The organism is Tenacibaculum agarivorans (assembly GCF_001936575.1).
Classification (GTDB): domain Bacteria; phylum Bacteroidota; class Bacteroidia; order Flavobacteriales; family Flavobacteriaceae; genus Polaribacter; species Polaribacter agarivorans.
This window is the reverse complement of sequence record NZ_MSMP01000005.1, coordinates 166,475-186,863: the sequence shown is the minus strand read 5'-3', so window position 1 is coordinate 186,863 and position 20,389 is coordinate 166,475. Positions and strand designations below refer to the sequence as shown.

22 protein-coding genes are annotated in these 20,389 nt (G+C 29.4%); 8 read left to right on the top strand and 14 right to left on the bottom strand.

Features of this window, described 5'->3' with window-relative positions; translation table 11 throughout:
* Nucleotides 1–169 precede the first annotated feature (169 nt).
* Complete coding sequence (locus tag BVC87_RS05645) at nt 170–904, top strand: hypothetical protein (RefSeq protein ID WP_143569722.1); 735 nt, start codon at nt 170–172, stop codon at nt 902–904.
* Nucleotides 905–1,063: 159 nt separating this feature from the next.
* The gene (locus BVC87_RS05640; protein WP_075341382.1) at nt 1,064–1,999 is read left to right on the top strand and encodes a PD40 domain-containing protein; all 936 of its coding nucleotides are present in this window, start codon (nt 1,064–1,066) and stop codon (nt 1,997–1,999) included.
* Nucleotides 2,000–2,001: 2 nt separating this feature from the next.
* Here BVC87_RS05640 and BVC87_RS05635 read toward each other — a convergent pair whose 3' ends face one another.
* The 4 genes from BVC87_RS05635 to BVC87_RS05620 all read right to left on the bottom strand — a co-directional run bounded on the left by BVC87_RS05635 (nt 2,002) and on the right by BVC87_RS05620 (nt 5,784).
* The gene (locus BVC87_RS05635; protein ID WP_234974639.1) at nt 2,002–2,454 is read right to left on the bottom strand and encodes a sterol desaturase family protein; all 453 of its coding nucleotides are present in this window, start codon (nt 2,452–2,454) and stop codon (nt 2,002–2,004) included.
* A 44-nt stretch (nt 2,455–2,498) separates the two neighbouring features.
* Nucleotides 2,499–3,341, bottom strand: coding sequence for a phytoene/squalene synthase family protein (locus BVC87_RS05630; protein ID WP_075341381.1), 843 nt, complete (start codon nt 3,339–3,341; stop codon nt 2,499–2,501).
* Nucleotides 3,342–3,347: 6 nt separating this feature from the next.
* Entirely contained in the window at nt 3,348–4,808 is a 1,461-nt protein-coding gene (locus tag BVC87_RS05625) for a phytoene desaturase family protein (protein WP_075341380.1), read from the bottom strand.
* Nucleotides 4,809–4,890: 82 nt separating this feature from the next.
* On the bottom strand, nt 4,891–5,784 hold the full coding sequence (locus tag BVC87_RS05620; RefSeq protein ID WP_083629303.1) for a MerR family transcriptional regulator: 894 nt from the start codon (nt 5,782–5,784) through the stop codon (nt 4,891–4,893).
* A 122-nt stretch (nt 5,785–5,906) separates the two neighbouring features.
* Here BVC87_RS05620 and BVC87_RS05615 point away from each other — a divergent pair, with 122 nt between their 5' ends.
* From BVC87_RS05615 to BVC87_RS05605, 3 genes are read left to right on the top strand one after another with little or no spacing between them, the layout of a single operon-like run.
* Entirely contained in the window at nt 5,907–6,401 is a 495-nt protein-coding gene (locus tag BVC87_RS05615) for an RNA polymerase sigma factor (protein ID WP_075341378.1), read from the top strand.
* 9 nt (nt 6,402–6,410) lie between these two features.
* Nucleotides 6,411–7,019, top strand: a complete 609-nt coding sequence (locus tag BVC87_RS05610; protein ID WP_075341377.1) for a hypothetical protein — start codon at nt 6,411–6,413, stop codon at nt 7,017–7,019.
* Nucleotides 7,020–7,032: 13 nt separating this feature from the next.
* Nucleotides 7,033–7,524 (top strand): hypothetical protein, encoded by a 492-nt coding sequence (locus BVC87_RS05605; protein WP_143569721.1) that lies wholly within the window; start codon nt 7,033–7,035, stop codon nt 7,522–7,524.
* Here the strand turns inward: BVC87_RS05605 and BVC87_RS05600 are convergent.
* Both BVC87_RS05600 and BVC87_RS05595 read right to left on the bottom strand, forming a co-directional pair.
* Nucleotides 7,521–8,555: a threonine aldolase family protein gene (locus tag BVC87_RS05600; protein WP_075341375.1), complete on the bottom strand. Its 1,035-nt coding sequence runs from the start codon at nt 8,553–8,555 to the stop codon at nt 7,521–7,523. The two genes, BVC87_RS05605 and BVC87_RS05600, sit on opposite strands and share 4 nt — an antisense overlap.
* A 31-nt stretch (nt 8,556–8,586) precedes the next feature.
* On the bottom strand, nt 8,587–10,962 hold the full coding sequence (locus tag BVC87_RS05595; RefSeq protein WP_075341374.1) for a zinc-dependent metalloprotease: 2,376 nt from the start codon (nt 10,960–10,962) through the stop codon (nt 8,587–8,589).
* Between the two features lie 71 nt (nt 10,963–11,033).
* Here BVC87_RS05595 and prfB point away from each other — a divergent pair, with 71 nt between their 5' ends.
* From prfB to BVC87_RS05580, 3 genes are all read left to right on the top strand, one after another.
* Nucleotides 11,034–12,128 carry a peptide chain release factor 2 gene (prfB, locus tag BVC87_RS05590; protein WP_075341373.1) on the top strand — a complete coding sequence of 365 codons (1,095 nt, stop codon included), beginning with the start codon at nt 11,034–11,036 and terminating at the stop codon, nt 12,126–12,128.
* A gap of 146 nt (nt 12,129–12,274) precedes the next feature.
* Nucleotides 12,275–12,616 carry an arsenate reductase (glutaredoxin) gene (gene arsC, locus BVC87_RS05585; protein ID WP_075341372.1) on the top strand — a complete coding sequence of 114 codons (342 nt, stop codon included), beginning with the start codon at nt 12,275–12,277 and terminating at the stop codon, nt 12,614–12,616.
* Nucleotides 12,617–12,802: 186 nt separating this feature from the next.
* Nucleotides 12,803–13,996: a YncE family protein gene (locus tag BVC87_RS05580; RefSeq protein ID WP_075341371.1), complete on the top strand. Its 1,194-nt coding sequence runs from the start codon at nt 12,803–12,805 to the stop codon at nt 13,994–13,996.
* Between the two features lie 104 nt (nt 13,997–14,100).
* Here BVC87_RS05580 and BVC87_RS05575 read toward each other — a convergent pair whose 3' ends face one another.
* From BVC87_RS05575 to BVC87_RS05545, 8 genes are all read right to left on the bottom strand, one after another.
* Nucleotides 14,101–14,316 carry a hypothetical protein gene (locus tag BVC87_RS05575; RefSeq protein WP_075341370.1) on the bottom strand — a complete coding sequence of 72 codons (216 nt, stop codon included), beginning with the start codon at nt 14,314–14,316 and terminating at the stop codon, nt 14,101–14,103.
* 18 nt (nt 14,317–14,334) lie between these two features.
* Nucleotides 14,335–14,493: a hypothetical protein gene (locus BVC87_RS23350; protein WP_159439322.1), complete on the bottom strand. Its 159-nt coding sequence runs from the start codon at nt 14,491–14,493 to the stop codon at nt 14,335–14,337.
* 30 nt (nt 14,494–14,523) lie between these two features.
* Complete coding sequence (locus BVC87_RS05570; protein ID WP_075341369.1) at nt 14,524–14,724, bottom strand: hypothetical protein; 201 nt, start codon at nt 14,722–14,724, stop codon at nt 14,524–14,526.
* A 232-nt stretch (nt 14,725–14,956) separates the two neighbouring features.
* Entirely contained in the window at nt 14,957–15,739 is a 783-nt protein-coding gene (locus BVC87_RS05565; protein WP_075341368.1) for a hypothetical protein, read from the bottom strand.
* A 107-nt stretch (nt 15,740–15,846) separates the two neighbouring features.
* Nucleotides 15,847–16,590 (bottom strand): LytR/AlgR family response regulator transcription factor, encoded by a 744-nt coding sequence (locus BVC87_RS05560; RefSeq protein ID WP_075341367.1) that lies wholly within the window; start codon nt 16,588–16,590, stop codon nt 15,847–15,849.
* Entirely contained in the window at nt 16,583–18,451 is a 1,869-nt protein-coding gene (locus BVC87_RS05555) for a tetratricopeptide repeat-containing sensor histidine kinase (protein ID WP_083629299.1), read from the bottom strand. Before BVC87_RS05555 ends, BVC87_RS05560 begins: the two co-directional genes overlap by 8 nt.
* 192 nt (nt 18,452–18,643) lie before the next feature.
* Entirely contained in the window at nt 18,644–19,312 is a 669-nt protein-coding gene (locus BVC87_RS05550) for a bifunctional 4-hydroxy-2-oxoglutarate aldolase/2-dehydro-3-deoxy-phosphogluconate aldolase (protein WP_075341365.1), read from the bottom strand.
* 20 nt (nt 19,313–19,332) lie between these two features.
* On the bottom strand, nt 19,333–20,355 hold the full coding sequence (locus BVC87_RS05545; RefSeq protein ID WP_075341364.1) for a sugar kinase: 1,023 nt from the start codon (nt 20,353–20,355) through the stop codon (nt 19,333–19,335).
* Between the last annotated feature and the right edge of the window lie 34 nt (nt 20,356–20,389).

The following is a 20,389-nucleotide window of genomic DNA, read 5'->3' as shown; positions in this document are numbered from 1 at the left end:
CACTAAGCACTAATATATAGTCAATCCTTTCGAATATTAAGTCGCATTCTATTTTAGAAAAATAGTTATATATGTTTGAGTTCAATAACTATAACATAAAACTATGTATACATTTGAGAAATTCAAACAAACTAAGAGTAAGTTAATATTATTTACCTTAGTTTTTTTTATGATAATTACTTACAGTAGCTGTGTTAATAACACAGAGAAAAATGACTGGGATTTAGAAAATTTAAAAGGACAAGTAAAATCTTTCACAGAGTTATCTTATGAAATTATAGAAGAAAAAAAGCAAGAAAATCATTATCAAAAAATAATAAAAAATTACGATAGAAAAGGAAAAATTATAAACGAATTTCTTTATAAGTTTGATGGGGCCGGGAACAAATTTATACCAGAATATAATGAAGAAGGTCAGAAAACTCAAATGTACTGTTATGTAAATAATAGTGATCGTTTACTTTATAAATGGATATATTTTTATGATGAAAAAGGGAATAAAACTAAAGATGAAATTTATAACTCTTCTGATAAACTAACACTGGAGCGTTTTTTTAAATACGATGAAAAAGGAAATAAAATTGAACGTACTGAAAAATATGCATATAATCCTAAGGAAGCTGTTAGTAAAAGAACATTTGAGTATGATGCCTCAGGAAAAAATATTCGAATAAACACCTATGACCCTTTTGGTAAAAACTTAACTAGTTATTATGAATTTGTTTATGATACTAAGGGAAATAAAATCGAAGAAAACATACATGAACCGAACGGAAAACTAAGTAGTAAATGGGTGTATACATATAAATTTGATGATAAAGGAAACTGGATAAAAAAAACCGAATTCGATCAAGGTATATTTCCAAAAACTATTATTGAACGCAAATATGTCTATTATAACTAATAATTAAATCTAGAACATTAACAAGTAAAGTTTAAATTAAATCTTTTGAGTCTCTTGAAAATATCAAGAATACATTAAGCTCCTAAATAATAGTTAAAATTAATTTCAATGTATTAGCTATAAGATTATAAAACGTAATTTGCTGGAAAACCTTTAGAAATGAAAACTATATTTACTCCAATTTTATTGTTATTCTCCATAGTTTGTTTCAGTCAAAATTTAAAATCAGTAATGCCTATAGACCTCTCTTTTAAGCAATTTTTAAATTGTAGAGACTTCACAATGTCAGCTGACGGAAATGAAGGGTATTTTACTGTTCAAAATTTAAATGAAAATAAATCAATCATTGTAAAAACACTAAGGAAAGGTAAAAAATGGGGTTCTTTTGAAATTGTAAAATTTTCAGGAGTATATAGAGACATCGAACCTTTTTTAAGTCCTAATAACCTGAAGTTATATTTTTCTTCTAATAGACCAAACCAAGGTGATAAAACAAATGATTATGATATTTGGTATGTAGAACGTAAAAACACTAACTCAAAGTGGTCAGAACCTAAAAATATTGGAGCCCCTGTAAATACTGACTTTAATGAGTTCTACCCTTCTCTAAGTACGAATAACAATATCTATTATACTTCAGACCAACATGCTAAAACGAGTAAAGATGATATTCTTTTTGCTAAATGGAATGGTAAAAACTATGACACACCACTAAGGTTTGACGAAAATATAAATGGTATCGGATACGAGTTTAATGCTTATATCTCTCCTCAGGAAGATTTCTTATTATACTCAATTTACAGAGCTAAAGATGGATTAGGAAGTGGTGATCTATATATTAGTTTTAAAAATGAGTCTGGTCAATTTGAAAAAAGAAAAAATTTAGGAAAATCTGTCAATTCAAAATTTATGGATTACTGTCCATATTATGATCAAAAAAATAAGATATTATACTTTACTAGTAAACGCGACGAAATTCCACAATCAGAAGTAAATACCCTTAAAGATTTTACTCAAATGATTGAAAATTATGCAAATGGACAAAGTAGGATTTACAGAGTAACTATGGATATTAATACGTTAAAAAACAAATAAAATTATTTTAAATACTCTTTAAAATATTTCATAGGAACATATAACATTCCAAAACATTGGCTTTCTTCTTTGCCCATATTTTTATGATGTATTTTATGTGCTTTTCGTAGTGCCTTTAAATACCAATTATCTGTTTTATCAAACCATTTGAATCTACGATGTATTAATACATCATGTACCAAAAAGTATGCTATTCCATATAATAAAATACCTAGTCCTATAAAAAATAAAGGATTCAATGATGGACGAATTCCAAAGAAAAATAACAGCATACTTGGAATAGCAAAAACTACAAAAAAGGCATCATTTTTTTCAAAAACATGAGGGTATCCTGGCTGGTGATGATCTTCATGCAAGTACCACCCAAATCCATGCATCACATACTTATGAGTTAACCAAGTAATGCCTTCCATGGTTAAAAAAGTTCCTAACGTAACTAAAATGAATACTATCATATTATATTTTATTGATCAAATAGCGTAACTAAGCTTAATTAAAATTAAATCATGTTTAATTTATATTTCACATAACTTCTAGCCAACAAATTTATCTTCATCGGATTAGAAATCCTAATTCTAGTATCCATTATTTTAGAAGAAGGAGTTGCTTTTAATTTTTTAAGTAACTTTCTATAATAACGATAAGCCATATACACTCCAAACTTAGCTTCTACAGGTAATTGTAAAATACCATTATTAAATGCATATTCGAAATCGGCTTCTATCTCCTTAATTATTTCTTTTTTAGATGTTGCATCTAACTGCTTTAGATCAACATTGGGGAAATACGAACGATTTAATAATTCAATATCATCTTTTAAATCACGTAAAAAATTCACCTTTTGAAATGCAGAACCTAATCGTTTTGCTGGATCTTTAAGGGCTTCATATTTTTCTTGATCTCCTTTTACAAAAACCTTCAAACACATTAAACCTACAACGTCTGCAGATCCGTATATGTACTCTTCATATTCTTTTTGAGTTTTATATTCTTCTTTGTGTAGATCGGCTCTCATACTCTTTAAAAAAGCCTGTACTAAATCATCAGTTATTCCATAGGTATTTACAGTATGAATAAAAGAGTTTAATATAGGATTCATACTAATACCAAGGTGCTTAGACAAATAATATTCCTTCTCAAATCTATTCAATAACCCCTCCTTATCATATTCATGAAAGGTATCAACTATTTCATCGGCAAAACGTACAAAGCCATAAATATTATAAATATGTGAACGGATATTTTTTGATAGCATCTTTGTTGCTAAAGAAAAAGATGTGCTGTATTTGTTTGTTACAATTTTACTACACTTGTAAGAAACATCATCAAAAATAGTTTTCATAAGAGGTTAGTTTTTAAGGATTAAATCTGAAGCTATTTTGCCTGAAATTAATGATGGCGGCACTCCTGGCCCTGGAACAGTTAATTGTCCTGTGAAATATAAATTCTTAACTTTTTTACTTTTAATCTTTGGTCTTAAAAACGCTGTTTGGGTTAAAATATTGGCTAAACCATAAGCATTTCCTTTGTAAGAATTATAATCTTTAATAAAATCGTTTACACAATAACTTTCTTTAAATATAATACTTTCTTTTACGTTTTGATTCGTTAATTTTTCTAATCTTTCGATTATAATAGTAAAATATTTCTCTCTAATTTCATCAGTATCTTCTATTCCAGGAGCCAAAGGAATTAAAAAAGTTCCAGCCTCTTTTCCTGTAGGTGCAAAAGAATCATCAGTAATACTAGGAAAACTGGCATAAAAAAGAGGATCTTTCGGCCAACTAGGTGTATCGTAAATATCTTTTGCATGAACATCAAAACTTGTATCAAAAAACAAGGTATGGTGTTCAACGTTTTCTAATTTCTTGTCAAAACCAACATAAAATAACAGTGAAGATGGTGCAAAAGTTCTGTTATTCCAATAATTATCTGAATACTGTTTCAAATGTGATGGTAACAACGTTTCTGTATGGTGATAATCTGCTCCGCTTAACACTAAATTGGTAGGAATTTCTTCATTATTTACAACTATAGTAGAAACTGTATTATTGGCATCTACTTTTATTTCATCTATATTGGCATTAGTTCTAAACTCTACCCCTAACTGCTTTGCTAGAGTTACTATTCCTTCAATTACTTTATACATACCTCCTTTTGGGTGCCATGTTCCTAAACCAAAGTCGGCATAATTCATAAAGTTATAAAATGCTGGGGTATTGCTAGGTTTCGCTCCTAAAAACAATACAGGAAATTCCAATATTTGGATTAATCTATCACTTTTAATATTCTTACGGACTTGTTTTCGTATAGTAGAAAAAAATTGACCAACTCTTACTGCTGTTTTTGGAGTAACCAACTCTAAAGGGGAAACACCTGGTCTGTATACTATATCTTTTACTGCAATATCATAATTTTCTTTTGCCGCAGAGATAAATTTCTTCAAATGTACAGAACTCCCCTGCTCTTCCTCTTCAAAAATATCGCAAATCTCATCAAAGTTACCAGGGATTGTTATACTATCATTCTCTCCAAAATAAACCTGATATGCAGGATCTAATTTTTCTAATTGATAATAGTCTGAAGGTTTTTTACCAAAATCTGCGAAGAATTTTTCAAAAACATCTGGCATCCAATACCAAGTAGGACCAATATCAAAAGTGAAACCATTATTTAGATATTGTCTGGCTCTTCCACCAAGAGTATTATTTTTCTCGTACACAATTACTTCATAACCTGCTTTTGCTAAATAGCAAGCTGCAGACAAAGAAGAGAATCCTGAACCAATAATTGATATATTTTTTTTCAAAGTTTTATTCTTATTTACATCCTAAAGATATGGAAAAAAACATTTTGTTTAATTAAATTAACTAAATTTTAAACAAAAAATTTTATAATGTATCAAGAACCTCGATAAGTGTAGGATAAAATTCGATATTTGAACTGAATGATTCTTCAGATACAATTGAAGTTTTCTTTCCTATAGCTATTAATTTGTGATCTGTATCTTTTAAAATAGACTCTATTTCATTAAAATATTCCAGAACCTTATCATCATATGGTTGAACAGTCATTGAGGTAATGAAACAAACTTTGAGTTCACCTTCAAAGAAATAATCTAAATTATTTAACGGTAAGCTTTGTCCTAAATAAATTGTTTGACAACCTCTAAGTACTAACTCAAAATTTAAATACATCAAGCCAATCTCATGTATTTCTCCATCTGGTAGGAAAAGTACATAAGTATAATCTGTATTAGTAGCTGCATACTCTAGCTTTTCTGTATTCAACTGAATTTTTTGAATAATCAGATTTGATATAAAGTGCTCATGCGCAGGCATCAACGTATTGGTTTGCCATAATAAACCTATATGATTCAAGAACGGAATAAATACTTCTTTAAAGATTTGTCTGAATGTTTTTTTATGAAGTAATTTATTGTAAGTATTGTTAAATAAAACTTTATCGAATTGAAACATAGACATCTTGAAAGCATTCACAGCCTCATCATTAACTGCATATTTAAACGCTAACTCTCTGGCACTAGTAGTAATTTGCTCTTCAGACATTTGAGCAATTTTAGAAATTTTAAAACTATGCTTATTTAGTAACGCTACATTCAATAGCTTAAGTAAGCTTTCTGCAGAATAATACCTTATGTTTGTTTCAGTTCTATTAGGCTGCAGCAAATTATAACGCTTTTCCCATATACGTATAGTATGCGCTTTAATACCTGAAATATTTTCCAAGTCTTTAATAGTAAAAACTGTCTTTATATTGTTCAACCTTGCTCTTGTTTTATTAAACAAAGATACAAATAATAAAAGTAAAAGTGAATTTTTTAATTATAAAGATGTAACATTTCATATATTACTCCTACTAATAGATTAACTAACCAACAATAATTGTGCGTAAAAACCTAGAAAAGAATTTTTTAGACGATTTTGAAGCCAACCAAAATATTGTTCATAAAATTTGTAGGATTTATACTACAAACCAAAGTGATCATAATGATTTGTTTCAAGAAATAACAATACAAGTCTGGAAAAACTATGGAAAGTTTAGAGGTGATGCTAAATTTAGTACATGGTTATACAGAGTGGCATTAAATACAGCTATTTCTTTATATCGAAAATCAACTAAGAATATAAAGACGCAAGATATTTCAGATGTTACTTATAAAATAAAGGCTGTTGAATATGATGATACAGAAGAAAGACAATTGAAATCTTTGTATACCGCTATTCAACAATTAAATGATATAGATAAAGCTCTAGTATTTTTGTATTTAGAAGACAAATCTTACGACGAAATTTCTGATACATTAGGTATTAGTAATGTTAATGCACGTGTAAAAATGAATAGAGCTAAGGATAAACTAAAAAAAATACTAAACCCATAAGAATAAGATATGGATGTATTAGAAAAATATAAAGAAGCTTGGGATAACCAAGATAATGATACTAAAAAAGTAAGTCAAGTTGAAATTTATAAAATGATGAAATCTAAATCCTCATCTATTGTGAAGTGGATTTTTATTATTGGGATGATAGAATTCATTTTATTAGGTTGTTCTTATCTATTTATAGATTTTGAAGAATCTAATAAAATTTATGATGATTTAGGAATTAAAAATTTTGTAGTGTATTCTCAAGTTGTTTTAGGAGCAATTGTGATATATTATTTGTATAAATTTTACATTAATTATAGAAGTATTTCTGTAACAGAAAACACCAAGAGTTTAATGAATCAAATTGTAACTACACGTAGAACAGTTAAGAATTATGTATTCATTAATTTAGGTTATTTAGCAATCATGTTCTCAGTGATTACAACTATGTCTTTTAAAAAATTCGATGACTTCAGCAACATGCAAACTATTGGAGCCATAATTGGAATGGTATTTTTTCTTGCTGTTATTCTGGGATTAACTTGGTTGTTTTATCAATTGATTTATGGTATTTTATTAAGAAAATTATATAGAAATTATAAGGATTTAGCTAAATTAGATGATGAATAATTTCAATTTTAGCATGAGAAAAATTTCATTCTTATTCTTTATTCTTTCATCAATTTTAATCCATACTCAACAGTCTGTAGAATCTAACTTTTGGGATAATGTTCGTTTTGGAGGCGGAATAGGACTAGCTTTAGGAAGTTCTACTAACTTTGCTATTACCCCTACTGCTATTTATGATTTCAATGATAAGTTTTCGGCAGGTGTTAGCTTAGGATATCAATATGCCAGTGCTAACGATTTTGTTTCTAATGTTTTTAGCACAGGAGTTTTATCACTTTATAATCCTTTCGAAGGAGTACAAATTTCCACTGAATTTGAACAATTATTTGTAAATCAAAGGTTGGATGACTTTTCAGATAGCTTTAGTTACCCTGCATTATATTTAGGTGCTGCATACAGGGTAAGTAGCTATGTTTCTTTAGGTTTTAGATATGATGTTTTATTTGATAATGAACAAAGTATTTACACATCAGCTATTTCACCTATTGTACGAGTATTCTTTTAAAATTTAAGCATTTGATATGCTTGTAATTCTTTTAGTAATGTTTTATGCATTTTATCTGTATAATCTAAATGCGTAACAATTCTAATTTTTCCTTCTCCCATAGGCGTTAACAGGATTCCTTTATCTTTCATCGTATCTATAAAATCAGCAGGATTCAAATCATTTGTTACGTAAAAAATAATGATATTAGTTTCTATAGGCTCTACTCTTTTCACATAGTTTGCTTTCTCTAAAATTGCTCCTATTTCTTTAGCTTTTTGATGATCCTCTTCTAATCTTTCTATATGATGATCTAAAGCATAAATTCCAGCTGCTGCTAAATATCCAACTTGTCGCATTGCTCCTCCAAATAATTTTCTAATACGAAGTGCTTTAGCAATATGTTCTTTACTTCCAACTAAAACTGAACCGATTGGTGCTCCCAATCCTTTAGATAAACAAATAGAGATTGTATCAAATAATGCTCCATATTGTTTTGGAGTTTCTCCTTTAGCTACTAAAGCATTAAACAATCTAGCCCCATCTAAATGATACGATAAGTTAAACGTATCTGCTACTTTTTTTATTTCTTCTAATTCACTAAAATCCCAACATGCTCCACCTCCTTTATTTGTAGTATTTTCAACACATACTAATCTAGAATACGGTACATGAATGTCTGATCTCCCCTCAGCAGCATATTGTAATTGTTCCGCAGTAAACATTCCTCTATCTCCGTCTATTAATTTACAAGATACTCCCGCATTAAAAGCTGCACCTCCTCCTTCGTAATTATATACGTGAGCCCACTTATCACAAAACAATTTATCTCCAGGTTGCGTATGTAATTTAATAGCAGTTTGATTTGCCATAGTTCCAGAAGGAAAAAATAAAGCATCCTCCATACCAAACATATCTGCTACTTTTTCTTGTAATAAATTTACAGTTGGGTCACCTTTAAAAACATCATCTCCCACATTTGTTGTCATCATAGCTTTTAACATTCCTTCCGTAGGTTTTGTAACTGTATCACTTATTAAGTTTATTTCCATGCCGAGATATTCTTTTTATATTGTATTATCCTTATTTAGTTCCTATAGGAGATCCATCAGGAATTTTTAACGCTTTTGTTTTTTTACTATACTTTGAAGGATTTTTTTTGAAATCATTAATCAACAAAAGAAATTCTTCATCAACTGCCTTCGTGCTGTTTTTTAAATACGATGCAATACTATTTATTTTTTTGTTAACTATCGCCTTTCCTTCAAAATAAATTGGGCTATTATACAAATAAAATAAATTAGATAAAATTTCTTTTTTTACTACTGTATGTAATCCTCTGTAATAAGAATCTTTAAATTCTTTTTTGAATGATTTAGCTATAATTGCCTCTAACATTTCTACCAAACTAAGTTGGGTATTATCAATGCTATGCTGTTGTAGTAAACGATTCACTCGTTCAGGATGTAATATATAACTTAAGGTAAATTCTACATTTGTTTGTACCGCTCCGTACGAATCAAAAACTACTCCTAGTTTACTTTTAAAACTCTCTCGTGTTCTACTATAGCCATATGCTCTAGGCGGAAAAATTCGTAATAATCGTTTTGGAATCGCTATTTCCTTTACATCAATAGTTCTTAACAATTGCTGTAAAGCTTTTCGTTCAGTATTTCCATCAACTCTTTGCATTATAATATCTTTTTGCCCTTTAATTGCATAGGTATAATCAAGTCCCCCTATCAACTTAGAAGCTGCATCAGTTTGATATCTGTGAAAAAAATATAAGGGTACAAATACATCTTCCAAAACCGAATAAGGTTGGTTCGATTTAATATTATCTATTGAAAAATTATCAATTGCTTTTTTTCTAATATCCAATACATTCTTTAACTCTTCAGCAGCATCTTCTCCATTATCCCAAAGATGTGCATAAGCATGAGCACTTCCTTTAGGTCTAGCATCTGCATCTGAAATGAATCGTAAACCTTGATTAGATGCCTCTTCTAAAATTTTAAGTAAACCTTCTTTCTCATTGTTTGGAAAATCTTGGTAGGCATAAGCCACAGTAACTTTATCCCATACTCCGATTTTAGTATCGTAAGCATCGGAAAAATCAATCTTTCCATTTTTAATTGTCAATTTAGGATGAGGATAATCCATTACTGACGATCTATCATTTGTACTAGCTGCAAAATTATGCGCAAACCCTAAAGTATGTCCTATTTCATGAGCTGACAGTTGCCTGATTCTAGCTAAAGCCATATCTAACGCAAACTTGTCATTTGAATTTCCAATTGCATATGGAGCTTGCAAAGCCTGAGCGATCAAAAAATCTTGACGTATTCGTAATGATCCTAAACTTACATGACCTTTTAAAATTTCTCCAGTTCTTGGGTCAGAAATATTACCTCCATAACTCCATCCACGAGTTGAACGGTGTACCCATTGTATTACGTTATATCTTATATCTAAAGGATCAGCATCTTTAGGCAATATTTTTAATTGAAATGCATTTTTATATCCAATAGCTTCAAAAGCTTGATTCCACCATCTTCCTCCTTCTAATAATGCAGAACGTATAGGTTCTGGTGTGCCTCTATCCAAATAATAAATAATAGGTTCAATGGCTTCACTAATTTTTGCAATAGGATTCTTCTTTTCCAATCGATGTCTATAAATAAAACGTTTTTTAATTGGTTGATCTACAGGTGTCGCATAATCTAAATACGTCATTTGCCAAGAACCACAACGAGGATCATAAACTCTGGGTTTATATTGATCATCTGGCAATTCAACAAAAGAATGATGTTGATGTACAGTAACTAAAGAAGGATTGGGTGTTACACTTTTAATAGTATTACCTTTAGGTTTTCCTGAAAAAGTGAGCATTACATCAAACTCTACATTTTTAGGAAAAGCCTTAGTTCTTTCTAAATAAAAAGCACTTTTGGTCTTATCTAATTTATAATTTCCTTGTTTGTTGTTGACTAATCTTTCCGATACTCCATGCGCGTCTCTAATGAAAAAACTAGTCGCATTCACTAAGAACTTATTATTATTTTCTTTCTCAATTTTAAAACCATGTAATACTGATTTTGCAAAAGCCTCTTTTACAGATTGTTGTTCTTCAAAATTATCAGTTACCGCTCTGTAATTTTGATTCGGTTGTATCAGTAACAATTTATTTCCTGCTCTTACAAACTTAACTACTACTCCATTACCTAACTGTCCTCTATCTAAACCAATATCATTAGATCCAATACCCTCTGACAAAGCGTTTACGTATAAAAATTCTGTATTTAATTTTGAGACTTCAAGAAAAATTTCATCAGAATTTACATCATAATAAAAAGGAATAAAACCCTCATATTTTGTTATATTTTTTTTTCCTTCAAAGAATTGAGAAAAAGAAGAAATAGTAAAAAAATAGCATAGGAAAAATACGATCTTTTTCATGTAATTATTTGGTTTAGATTTAAAAGGCTGTTAAAAATACTAAATCTTTTTTTTACCTTATTTTTGCCCTTATGATTACATACGAACAGCTAAAAGATATTGCAGAACGCGTAACCAAATTAAAAGGCTATTTGGATATTGATAAGAAATTGATTGAAATTTCTAATGAAGAAGAAAAAACAGCTGATCCAAATTTTTGGAACAATCCAAAAGAAGCTGAAACATTGATGAAATCGTTACGATTAAAGAAGAAATGGGTTAATGATTACAATGAAATCGTGTCTTTAAGTGATGATTTACATGTACTATACGATTTTTATAAGGAAGGTGATGTAGAGGAAAATGAAATTAACGAACAGTTTGAAAAAACAAATACTTTTTTAGAAGACATTGAATTTAAAAATATGCTTTCTGAGGAAGGAGATAGTTTAAGTGCTGTAATACAAATTACTGCTGGTGCCGGTGGTACTGAAAGTTGCGATTGGACTGAAATGCTACTACGCATGTACACCATGTGGGCGGAAAAACAAGGTTTTAAACTCAAAACTTTAAACTATCAAAGTGGTGATACAGCAGGTGTAAAAACGGTTACTATTGAGGTAGATGGTGATTATGCTTTTGGTTGGTTAAAAGGTGAAAATGGTGTACATAGACTGGTTCGTATTTCTCCTTTTGATAGTAATGCTAAACGACATACTTCATTTTCATCTGTTTATGTATATCCTGTAGCTGATGACTCTATTGAAATAGAAATTAACCCTGCTGATATTGAAATCACCACAGCACGTTCTAGTGGTGCGGGTGGGCAAAATGTGAATAAAGTAGAGACCAAAGTACAATTACACCATAAACCTACAGGAATTCAGATTCAGTGTTCTAATTCACGTTCTCAACATGACAACAGAGCTACAGCTATGCAAATGTTGAAATCTCAGTTATATGAAATTGAATTACAGAAAAGACAAGCTGCAAGAGCTGATATCGAAGCTAATAAACTCAAAAATGAATGGGGAAGTCAGATTCGTAATTATGTAATGCATCCGTATAAGTTAGTTAAGGATGTACGAACTGCTCATGAAACTGGTAATGTTGATGCTGTAATGGATGGAAATATTAGTCCTTTTTTAAAGGCCTATTTAATGATGATGGGACAGAAAGAGAGTTAGAAGTTAGAAGTTAGAAGTTAGAAGTAAAATTAAAAACTCGAAAGCTATACAACGTTCTTAATTTATTTAAAAAATAAAATGGAGATTGAGCTTGTCGAAATCGAAGTTAAAAATCGTAATTCTCAATTCATAATTGACTAAAAAATATGATAAAAATATATCACAATCCAAGATGTTCTAAATCTAGACAAGGATTGGCAATTTTAGAAGAAAGTAAAAAAGAGTTCACCGTAATTAAATATTTAGATGAAAATTTAAATGAAATTGAGCTTTCTGAAATTATTTCATTATTACAGATTTCTCCTATAGATTTAGTACGAAAGAATGAAAAAATTTGGAAAGAGCAGTATAAAGGAAAAGATTTAAATGATTCTGAAATTATTACTGCTATGGTAGAAAATCCTAAATTGATAGAAAGACCAATTGTAGTTAATGGTAAAAAAGCAGTTATAGGAAGACCTCCAGAAGATATTTTAACGGTATTGTAATAAAATATACATCTAAATAGTTTTTTAAATTATTCTCAACCTTTTTATATAATACTATTTCCGCATAATTATTAGAGCTTGCTAACATTTTACCGTCAGTTACATTTACCTATAGTTACTTGTTGAGAGTAGGGAATTTTAATTGTGAGTTGTATTAACTATACATCTAACAATTAAAATTCCATTATGAAGCATTTACTACTCATAGTAATATTTAGTTTCTTTTTTAATGCTATAGCAGCACAAAATACCCAATTAATAAATAGTATAGAATATCTACAAGAAGTTAGTGCTTTAAAGGATAATGAACTTTACTTAGTAAAACAAGAGCATAAAAACGGGGTATATAGTATTAATAGTCCCTATAGCCTTATTAAAATAGATCTTTTACAAAAAGATCAACCACCCAAAACAGTTATTTCTGGTATAAAATTCGGAGTCAGTGCCCTTGCTTTTAAAGGCAACGAACTTTACATGTCTTTGTCAGATGGTAGATTTGATATAAAAAGTGAAATAGTTAAAATAGATGTTACAGCAAAAACACCTCAGTTCATAAATGTTGTAAAGAACGTAAATCGACCTAATTCACTTACGTTTTTTGGTAATGAACTTTACGTGTTAAGAAATCCACAAGGAAATACCGTAATTTCTAAAATTAATGTTACTGATACAAAGCCTGTTTTGACTGATGTAATTGAATTAGCTAAAAATAGTAGAGATCAAGGAAGAAGTATGGTATCTGATGGGACATATGTATATGTATCACTTTTTAGATCTAATAGAATAGTTAAAGTAGATATTAAAGCAGCAACTCCAAGTATAACTGATGTCTTAACTGGAATAAAACATCCAAATGCTTTAGCATTTCAGGGTAATGAATTATACATTGGTTTTGATACAGACGACGCCTCAGATAAATATGAAAGAATAGCTAAAGCAGATATTACAACAAAAACTGTAATAGCAACCGATATAAATAGAGGAACATTTAGAGAAATTAATGCTATTATACCTCATAAAAGTGGCATTCATATTTTATACTATGACATCACAAAAAAAACATTTAAAAATGGAGTAACTATAGATATTACGGATACATTAAAAGGTAAAGTTGCAAAACTTGACACTTCTGTTTTATCTACTACTGATTATGATAAAATCGGGACTAATTTTAAACTATATCCAAATCCATCGCGAGAATTTATTCAAATTTCAAACATCAAAAAACCACTAGATTATATACTATATAAAATAGATGGTAGTGTAGTAAAGAACGGTACGATATCTGAAGATGAAAAAATTACTACTCAAATGTTATCTAGTGGTATTTACTTTATAAAATTAGAAAATAGTAATGTCTTCAGATTTATAAAAAATTAAATATGAATAGTTGTAAAAAATAAACTACTATTAAAACCAATAAATCAATGTAGTTAAATGATTTATTGGTTTTCTTTCACATTTTGTTCTTCTATTTTACTTAGTTAGTATCCTACACAAATACCTCCTCCACCATTAGGTGAAGAAAAGCATTCCACTACACAATTTGAAGCAAAACTAAGACAGTCTGATGCTGTAAAACATTTTTTACTCACTGCGCATCCATTTAGAAGAGGAATCCCTTTTCCTCCTCCATTAATGTTTTTTTGCTCTTCATTACTTAATAGAGAAGCGCCTTTTAAGTTTACTATATTTTTCATTGTTTTTTATTTTATAAATTAAGCATATGAAGGACAACCTTGTGGGAAATGACAACACCAATCTGTAGATGTATCTGCACTAAACTCACATTCAATTGCTCCTGGCCTTCCTCCTCCACTTACCTTTTGTTGTTCTGTTTTAGTTAGTGATCTTCCTAGCGTTAATAAATTTTTCATTTGTTATGTTTATTTAAAAGTTAATTATAATTACCTACAATTTCTATTACCAGGTAGGGCTACTACACAACCATAGTTTCCTGCACTATCAAAGCCGCAACATCTACCAGGTAGGTTAGAACAAATACTATTACTACACATTGAAGAAGCGGCCAGTTTACCTCCAATGATACTTTTTTGTTGCTCTTTACCCAATATTTGGGTAGTTTTTAGATTTAATAATTTTTTCATAAGTTCTGTTTTAAGATTAAACTTGGTAAACTCATAAAGACATTGAGTTTTTGGCTTACTTCTCTTATTATAATGAGTTTACAATCATAAATATCAGATCTATTATACTTCAAAACAACACAAAACTCATTAACGCAACTGATAAATTCGTTATCGTTAGACTATATTATTTTCATAAAAAAAATCCTCCAACAAAAGCAAGAGGATTCATTATTTACATATTGGTTTTTATTTAGTTTCCTAAAAAGTCTTCAAATTTAATTGATGAATACTGAGTGTATACACACCTTCTCAAGCCTCTATAAGGTCTAGCAATAATTATATTTTCTCGAGTAGTACTGTTGATCTCGTCTATTTCTGTACTACATCTACCTCTATTTATATAAGCTTCATTAATGCTTGCATTGGTTAATGGATGAGCAGAAGAAATTATCACTGGAGTATATTGTACAGTATTTTCGATTTCAATATCTAATTCATTTGGTATATAAATTTCAATACAATCATCATGTAATAAAGAGTTTATATATGCCTGAAATAATGCCATTGGATCTATTGGTGCTAATCCAGGATCTCCATCTGGTGGTATGGGTCTTAAATTCGGTCTACCACAAACTTGATTTAATTCTTCATCACTTAAATTGTTATAAAAGTCAAATTCTTGATAAAAAGCATTGGTAAATAAGTCTAAATCAGGATTATTTAAATCTAACAACTCTTCTAGTTTAATTGTATGAGTAGTTTCAAAACTATTTATATAGACATTCATGAAAACCGCTCTACTAGATTCATGATTTAATAAAGTCTGAGCTATTAAAAAAGAAACCCAATGCAATTTAGTCTCAAAAGGATCTATATATGCAACCGCAATATTAGCATTAAATTGGTTGCTTTTGTCTTGAATTTTTAATGCTGTAGATTCATCTTGAATTAGTTCTTCTACACTACTTTCACCTCCACTACAGGAAGCAAAAACGAATACAGTTAGTAAAAGTTTAATATATTCTTTCTTCATTAGTTATAGTTTATAATTACAAAATATATCAATTCACTTATATTTTACATATCGATTCATTAACGTATTGTTCTAATTCGTAAACGTAATTTGAAATTGTGTGAATGTTATTTAAAAATTTCCTTTATAATATAATCTTTTCGTCTACTCGATACAGGAACTTGAATTTCTTCATTAAGAATTAAATTTCCCTGTTTGTTATATTGAATTACATGATTTTTATTGACTAAATAAGATTTGTGACATCTAATAAAAACATCTTTAGATAACAATTCTTCAAACAATTTTATAGGTTTTGAGACTACTATTTTATCTATCTTCTTAGTATAAAATGTAGTGTAATTACTTTCTGATTTACAATAAAAAATATCTTCCTCATTAACTGCATATATATTTTCTAATGTTTTTAAAATAATACGTTTATTTTTCTCATTTTTAGAAAAATGTTCTTTAGTAACTTCTATTGATTTTTTTAGATCATTATCTTTAACTTTATTCTGAATTGCTTTTTGAATAGCTTCTTTAAACTCATCATCATCTATAGGCTTTATCATATAGTCTAAAGCACCTATTTTAATGGCTTTGATTGCATGCTCATCAAAACCGGTAATAAAAATTATGTTTAAATTGCTATGATCTATCTCTGAAAGTATATCGAAACTTGTTCCATTCTTTAAATGAACATCCAAGAGCAATAAATCCACCTCATTATTCTCAATACAGTCTATAGCTTCAGTAACATTAGCTGCTTCTCCTACTACTACTACCTCTTTATCAAAGAAATGGTTTAATTTATTTTTAATTTTTTCACGAATGTATGTTTCATCATCAACTAAAATAGCTTTAATCATGATTTGTAAATTTATAAGGGATTAAAAACTCTACATAAACTCCTTTTTCTTCAGGATTGAGTTCATTGTTGTCTAAAATAACAATTTTACGTTTAGTAACTTTTTCTATGAATTTGGCGATCAAATCTGTAGAAATAGACATTTTATATTTGCTATCGTTAGCTTTTAAACCAATTCCATTATCATTAATGCTACATCGTAAATAGGTATCATCTATAAGCTTTAACTGTAATGTTAATTTTCCTTTGTAATCTATATGAGAAAAACCATGTTCAATACTATTTTCTATAAAAGGTTGAATTAGCATTGGAGGAATGTATAACGGTTCATCTTCCTCAAAATTTTCTAATTGTATATTATATTCAAATTCATTAGGAAATCTATACAATTGTAAATCAAGATATTTTTTAAGTAGCTCTAATTCATTTTCAATAAGTACATAATTACTCAATGAATTCGTTAATAATAATCGTAACAATCTTGAAAACTTAGTCAAATAACTAGCTGCTAGTTCTTGGTCTTCCTTGATCTGGTTTTGTATTACGGATAATGTATTGAATGAAAAATGAGAATTCATCTGCGATCGTAATAATCGTTGTTGCATTTGAATTTCATGTTTTTGAAATGTATAGCTTCGTTGTCTGTAAAACAAGAAACCAACTATAAGTAATAAAATTGATATACCACTAAATGCAAAAAGTTTAACGTTTCTTAGTGCTAATTCATTTTTTTCTGCCAATACTTTTTTCTCTTTTTCATTTGCCAATTGTAATGCATACAGTTTCTCTTCAATCTTTTGTTGCTGAACAATTTTTGACTCCTTAAGTAAATTCTCGTATTCTTCTAATACTTTACTTTCTTTTTTATTGGTTCTATAATTAAATAAAAAACGATATTTATGATAAAGATCTACATAAGGTTGATAGGAATTTGCATGTATAATTGCCTTTGTAGAATCTAGATATTTTTCCGCTATAGCATAATTTTTAAGCTCCAGATAAGCTTCAGTAATATTGTTATAAGATTCTAATAAGCGATAATTAGAATTGCTTTTATTTGATTTTGGGGATTTCGCTATTTCTTTAACTAATTGTATCGCTTTATTGTAGTATTTTACTGATTTTTCAATATCATTTTCAAAAAACCACAATATGCCAATCATGGTATTTAGTTGCCTTTTAGACTCTAATCCAGAATTTATGGTTTGAAGACTATCTAAAAGAGTGAAAGCCTTTTCCTTTTGATTTGAAAAGTAATATGATTGTGCTTTAAAGTTTGCGGTAATTACAAACATATCTAGATTATTTGTTTCTCTAGCTGCTTGTAGTGTTTTATTATTATATTTTATGGCCTCTTTATAATTCCCTAAATCCAAATATGCTCTTCCTAAATAATTGTAAGCGTACAAAACATCATCAATTAATTTTTCATCATCCGTAATGTCTATAAACTTTTCTGCTATGCTAATTGCATTCGCAATATTATCTTCACGTTCCTCCATTTCCCAAGCATTTTTAAAATAAGCTAGATGTTTAGCTCTTTCATTTGGTCCTTTTATAGTAGTAATGACTTTATAAAAATAATGTCGAGCAGAATCTAAATTATTTTTTCTTTTGAAGTAATTCCCTTTCAGAAAGAGATGCTCTACATGTAAAGTATCGGATATCTCAGGATATTTACGAAGGATTTTTTCTGATTTTTTAAGATGATCAAAAATAACATTATCAGCTTGACTATTCCTTGCCAACTCTTGTAAATTAACTACTTTATTCGTTGCTTCTTGGATAGTTTTAATAGAAGTGGGTTGATTACATGAAAACAAACACAAGATGACGAAATAAAAAGCCGTCATTTTTCTCATTTATTGATCTTTTTATCAACTCAAAAGTAATTCTTTAAAATTAAACTCTTCTTTTTATTATAAGTACAACTAAAGTATGCGTACATAATTTCTTACTATTCTGCACCAAATTCATAAAAAAAACAAAAAACCTTAGTGAATATATTTTACGCACTAAGGTTAACTAAATTTCTAATTTGAAGTGAATGATTTTTATGCTTTACACATTTCTATATAGCGTAAGGAATTAGCCGTTAAGTTTGTTATGTTATCATAATCAAATCTTCCTTTTCCATCTTTTTTTATCAATTTAGATCCCATTCCTAAACATATTGCACCAGCATTTATCCAAGATGCTATACTTTCCTTCGTTGGTGAAACTCCGCCGGTTGGCATAATGCTAGTCCAAGGGCAAGGTCCTTTTATTGCTTTTATAAACTCTGGTCCATAAATGCTACCAGGAAATAATTTAACAACTTCACAACCTAATTCCTCTGCTTTAGCTATTTCAGTTAACGATCCACAGCCTGGAGACCACAATATTTTTCTTCTATTACATACTATAGCTATATCTTCTCTAAATACTGGGGTTACTATAAAATTAGCTCCTAGTTGCATATAAAAAGAAGCTTCGGCAGCGCTAGTTACAGATCCTACTCCAATAATCATATCATCAAAATTCTGACTACAATATTTAGATAGTTCTTCAAAAACTTTGTGCGCAAAATCTCCTCTAGCCGTAAACTCTAACAATCTAGCTCCTCCTTTATATAAAGCATTTATTATTTCTTTACTAATTTCAACATCATCATGATAAAAAAGAGGTACTAGCCCCGTGCTTTGCATAGTATTTACCACTTGAATACGTGAAAACTTTGCCATATATTTTTTGTGTTAATGGTTTATCTAGAAACTTTTCCTGATGTATTCCCTTCTACCATTGTTAATATTTCTTCTTTGGTTGCTAAATTAAAATCCCCTGAAATTGTATGCTTCAAACAACATGCAGCAACTGCAAAATTAAGCGTTTGTTGCAAATCAAAATCAGGGTCAATTAATCCATACAGTAAGCCTCCCATAAATGCATCTCCACTACCCACTCTATCTACTACAGGAGTAACATCTCTGGTTTGCGCTTTTAATATTTTTGATTTATCATAAAGAATACCGCCTATTTTTTGATGTGAAGCACTCACAGAATATCGTAATGTGGTAGCCATAATCTTTAAATTTGGACAAAATTCCAATACCATATCATATAGATTAGGTAGTGAGTTTATGTCTTCATAATTAGGGTATACTTTTTCTTTACCTAACATGAAAAGTGCAGTATCTATATCTCCTAGAATAATGGTACTATAACTTAGTAATTCTGGCATTATATCTGAAGGAGCTTTATCGTACTTCCATAATTTAGATCTGTAATTTAAATCTGAAGAAATCGTAATTCCTTTCTTATGCGCAATTTTAATTGCTTTTAAACATTCATCAGCGGCATTTTGAGAAATTGCAGGTGTTACACCGCTCCAATGAAAATGAGTTGCATTTTCAAATACCTTTTCCCAATCAATCATACCATCTTGTACTGTTGCAATGGAACTATTAGCTCTATCATAGATGACTTTACTGCCTCTAGTTCCTGCACCAGTTTCAAGAAAATATATTCCCATTCTTTGACCTCCGAATGAAATATTATGGGTTCCAACATTACGTTGTCGTATTCTTTCTATAGCACAATGACCAATATCATTATCAGGGAGACAAGTAACAAAATCGGATTCTATGCCATAATTAGCAAGAGAAACAGCTACATTAAACTCACCTCCACCATAAGTTACATCAAAAAAATTAGCTTGTGAAAAGCGTAAATGTCTCTCTGTTGCCAAACGCATTAAAACTTCTCCAAATGCTACTACTTTACTCATCTTTTATTGGTTATATGCTTATGAAATTATAACT

Excerpts from the sequence above, each read along its gene's own strand:
- BVC87_RS05645 (WP_143569722.1), top strand. The coding sequence starts at position 170 with ATGATAATTACTTACAGTAGCTGTGTTAATAACACAGAGAAAAATGAC.
- BVC87_RS05640 (WP_075341382.1), top strand. The coding sequence starts at position 1,064 with ATGAAAACTATATTTACTCCAATTTTATTGTTATTCTCCATAGTTTGT.
- BVC87_RS05635 (WP_234974639.1), bottom strand. The coding sequence starts at position 2,454 with ATGATAGTATTCATTTTAGTTACGTTAGGAACTTTTTTAACCATGGAA.
- BVC87_RS05630 (WP_075341381.1), bottom strand. The coding sequence starts at position 3,341 with ATGAAAACTATTTTTGATGATGTTTCTTACAAGTGTAGTAAAATTGTA.
- BVC87_RS05610 (WP_075341377.1), top strand. The coding sequence starts at position 6,411 with ATGGATGTATTAGAAAAATATAAAGAAGCTTGGGATAACCAAGATAAT.
- BVC87_RS05605 (WP_143569721.1), top strand. The coding sequence starts at position 7,033 with ATGAGAAAAATTTCATTCTTATTCTTTATTCTTTCATCAATTTTAATC.
- BVC87_RS05600 (WP_075341375.1), bottom strand. The coding sequence starts at position 8,555 with ATGGAAATAAACTTAATAAGTGATACAGTTACAAAACCTACGGAAGGA.
- BVC87_RS05595 (WP_075341374.1), bottom strand. The coding sequence starts at position 10,962 with ATGAAAAAGATCGTATTTTTCCTATGCTATTTTTTTACTATTTCTTCT.
- prfB (WP_075341373.1), top strand. The coding sequence starts at position 11,034 with ATGATTACATACGAACAGCTAAAAGATATTGCAGAACGCGTAACCAAA.
- arsC (WP_075341372.1), top strand. The coding sequence starts at position 12,275 with ATGATAAAAATATATCACAATCCAAGATGTTCTAAATCTAGACAAGGA.
- BVC87_RS05580 (WP_075341371.1), top strand. The coding sequence starts at position 12,803 with ATGAAGCATTTACTACTCATAGTAATATTTAGTTTCTTTTTTAATGCT.
- BVC87_RS05575 (WP_075341370.1), bottom strand. The coding sequence starts at position 14,316 with ATGAAAAATATAGTAAACTTAAAAGGCGCTTCTCTATTAAGTAATGAA.
- BVC87_RS23350 (WP_159439322.1), bottom strand. The coding sequence starts at position 14,493 with ATGAAAAATTTATTAACGCTAGGAAGATCACTAACTAAAACAGAACAA.
- BVC87_RS05570 (WP_075341369.1), bottom strand. The coding sequence starts at position 14,724 with ATGAAAAAATTATTAAATCTAAAAACTACCCAAATATTGGGTAAAGAG.
- BVC87_RS05565 (WP_075341368.1), bottom strand. The coding sequence starts at position 15,739 with ATGAAGAAAGAATATATTAAACTTTTACTAACTGTATTCGTTTTTGCT.
- BVC87_RS05560 (WP_075341367.1), bottom strand. The coding sequence starts at position 16,590 with ATGATTAAAGCTATTTTAGTTGATGATGAAACATACATTCGTGAAAAA.
- BVC87_RS05555 (WP_083629299.1), bottom strand. The coding sequence starts at position 18,451 with ATGAGAAAAATGACGGCTTTTTATTTCGTCATCTTGTGTTTGTTTTCA.
- BVC87_RS05550 (WP_075341365.1), bottom strand. The coding sequence starts at position 19,312 with ATGGCAAAGTTTTCACGTATTCAAGTGGTAAATACTATGCAAAGCACG.
- BVC87_RS05545 (WP_075341364.1), bottom strand. The coding sequence starts at position 20,355 with ATGAGTAAAGTAGTAGCATTTGGAGAAGTTTTAATGCGTTTGGCAACA.